Origin of the sequence: Candidatus Bandiella numerosa (assembly GCF_021811875.1) — a bacterium.
Classification (GTDB): domain Bacteria; phylum Pseudomonadota; class Alphaproteobacteria; order Rickettsiales; family Midichloriaceae; genus Aquirickettsia; species Aquirickettsia numerosa_A.
Genome location: NZ_JAJBJD010000141.1, coordinates 1 through 2,930, shown reverse-complemented (window position 1 = coordinate 2,930; position 2,930 = coordinate 1). Strand labels below are relative to the sequence as shown.

General features: G+C 30.5%; 3 protein-coding genes and 1 tRNA gene. 1 reads left to right on the top strand and 3 read right to left on the bottom strand.

Annotated elements, in window-relative coordinates; all coding sequences use genetic code 11:
* Positions 1–110: 110 nt before the first annotated feature.
* The 3 genes from L8D11_RS04690 to L8D11_RS04680 form a co-directional block, all read right to left on the bottom strand.
* Positions 111–425, bottom strand: coding sequence for a patatin-like phospholipase family protein (locus L8D11_RS04690; protein ID WP_236870513.1), 315 nt, complete (start codon positions 423–425; stop codon positions 111–113).
* Between the two features lie 165 nt (positions 426–590).
* Complete coding sequence (gene glyA, locus L8D11_RS04685) at positions 591–1,859, bottom strand: serine hydroxymethyltransferase (protein ID WP_236870512.1); 1,269 nt, start codon at positions 1,857–1,859, stop codon at positions 591–593.
* Positions 1,860–1,878: 19 nt separating this feature from the next.
* A tRNA-Leu gene (locus tag L8D11_RS04680) sits at positions 1,879–1,965 on the bottom strand.
* 126 nt (positions 1,966–2,091) lie between these two features.
* On the opposite strand from L8D11_RS04680, the gene ruvA reads away from it, so the two are divergent.
* Positions 2,092–2,700, top strand: coding sequence for a Holliday junction branch migration protein RuvA (gene ruvA, locus L8D11_RS04675; RefSeq protein WP_236870511.1), 609 nt, complete (start codon positions 2,092–2,094; stop codon positions 2,698–2,700).
* The last annotated feature ends 230 nt before the right edge of the window (positions 2,701–2,930 follow it).

The following is a 2,930-nucleotide window of genomic DNA, read 5'->3' as shown; positions in this document are numbered from 1 at the left end:
CTCTGATACTACCTCGCCTTTTTCTTTTTTTCTTACTATTATTTCAAAATCCATTTGATACCTGTATTGTTTTAGGTCAAAGGTTAGCACTTTTCCTATTTATACGCTATCTAATATTTATGCTTCCCCTTGGTGATGTTTTTACTATCTGCATAAAGCAAACCCACTAACGATCCTGCGCTAGAACCAACTATTAAATCAATAGGAATATTATGTTTTTCAAATGCAGCAATTACACCAGCATGTGCAATTCCCTTACTTCCAGCGCCACTTAAAACTAAAGCTATATTTATTTTTTTATTTTCTTCCAATTTATGTGATGGTTGCATGTTTGTATGATGATTTGCGTAGTTACAAGAATTAAAAAAAATCAGCAATAATATTAAACATGTGAAATTCTTAATGTTTAAAAAATTTAATTTCATCTTATTAATTTTGAAAAATAATATCACTATAATAATATCACTATAAATTTGTATTGGAAGATAGATAAAAAACAAATTTTTGTTAATGTATTTTTATGTGAGCTAAATTTATTCTTAAGGTTTTAAATATCTACGATGGTATAAATTATTGAAAAATAAAAATTTTTAATAGATAGGAAATTTTTTACATAAACTTAACACTTTTTCAAGTGTTGTATTTTTAGTTAATACATCTACTTCCGTATTTTTAGCTAAATCATCAAGAATATCTGCAATCAAATTCGCTATTAAAGTAAATTCATCTTCTTTAAAGCCCCTTGTAGTTGTGGCAGCAGTGCCGAGTCTAATGCCAGAAGTAATAAATGGCTTAGCGTCATCAAAAGGAATGCCATTTTTGTTACAAGTTAATCCTACTTTTCCCAAAGATTCCTCTGCAAGTTTTCCTGTAATTTTCTGTTTTCTTAAATCAAGAAGCAAAAGATGGGTGTCCGTTCCACCAGTTATAACATTATAGCCTCTATTTAATAACTCTGATGCTAACATATTAGCGTTGAGTAAAACCTGCTTAATATAATTTTTAAATGATGGTTGCAATGCTTCACCGAATGCAACTGCTTTTGCGGCTATGATATGCATTAATGGACCACCTTGTATTCCAGGAAATATGCCAGAATTAATTTTTTTAAAGATGTCTTCGTGGTTAGTCAATATAATTCCGCCTCTTGGCCCCCTTAATGTTTTATGGGTGGTAGATGTGACAACATGTGCATATTCAATAGGATTTTGATGATGTCCAGCTGCTATTATGCCTGAGATATGCGCCATATCAACTAGTAAATAAGCCCCAACTAAATCTGCTATTTGTCTAAATTTGGCAAAATCAATTTTTCTTGGGTATGCCGAGCCGCCAGCTATAATTAACTTTGGCTTTGCTTGTGTAACAAGTTTTTCGATTTCATTATAATCTAACTCAAACGTTTCTTTATCCACAAAATAGTGTTCTATATCAAACCATTTGCCAGATAAATTAACTTTTGAGCCATGCGTTAGATGGCCACCACAGTCTAAAGATAGGCTAACAATTTTATCCCCTCCTTTTAGTAAGGCAAAAAATACTGCTTGATTTGCTTGGGATCCAGAATGTGGTTGAACATTTGCAAAATTAGCAGAATATAATTTTTTAACTCTTTCTATAGCTAGATTTTCAATTTTATCAACAAATTCACATCCACCATAGTAGCGTTTGCCGGGGTAGCCTTCAGCATACTTATTGGTAAGAATTGAACCTTGAGCTTCAAGTACTGCCTTACTGACTATATTTTCTGATGCAATGAGCTCAATTGAGTTTTGCTGTCTGTGTAACTCGTCATCAATGTATTCCTTAACCGTTCTGTCTGATTGTGATAAATTTTTATAAAAGAAAGTATTCTCCATATCAGTGATATTTTATAAGTGGTACCCGCAGCCGGACTTGAACCGGCAAGGGATTGACTCCCCACGGATTTTAAGTCCGTTATGTCTACCATTCCATCATGCGGGCACACAATATCTAAGCATTATGTATAATCAATAGATTATTTCAACAACTTTTTGCAATTAAATAGTTATTCTTTATTAATTTCACCAAAAGTGGTAATTTGTTATCAATAATTTTCATACATAAGGAATGATAGGCAAATTATTTGGTGAAATTTGTGACATTTATTTGGATCACATAATAATCAATGTAAATGGTGTTGGATATATAGTTTTTTGTTCTAAAAAGATAATAAACAATTATCATGTTGGTGATAAAATTAAATTAATAACTCAAACAATGGTTAAAGAAAATGATATCAGCATTTTTGGATTTTTAAATGATATTGATAAAGAGTTTTTTAATCATTTATTAACTATTCAAGGAATAGGTGCAAAGCTTGCCCAAACAATTATTGGGAGCCTTGATATTAATGAAATAATTCAGTCAGTACAAATTAATGATAACACAAAATTTACACAAATCAGTGGAGTTGGACCTAAGCTTGCAGCAAGACTTGTAAATGAATTGAAAACTAAAAAATTCATAAATAAGTTGCAAAATATTAAAATAAAACACGAAATTAGCACTTCTAGCAATAGGTATTCTCAGATTATTACGGATGCGACATCTGCGTTGATGAATTTGGGCTACAATCTAGGACAAATAAATTCTGCAATTAATGAGGTTGTATCGCAAGGAAAAGAAATTGAATTGGAAATGCTTATTAAAAATTGTATTAAAATTTTATCTACCTGATAAGTTTAAAATTTAGAACAAATTTTTTAAGCTTATTAAATCAGTTATAGTGGACTGAAAAAGTCAGACAACAAAAAGAGTAGTTTTATTTCCTAAAAGATATAAAAATAAGGCCGTTGCATAAATGCAAAGCAAGGAAGATATGCAATAAATGGATTTAAAAAATTAGATTCATATAAAGAAGAACGATAAGTTTGGTATAAAAGCTGATAGAATAATAGGAATTCAAG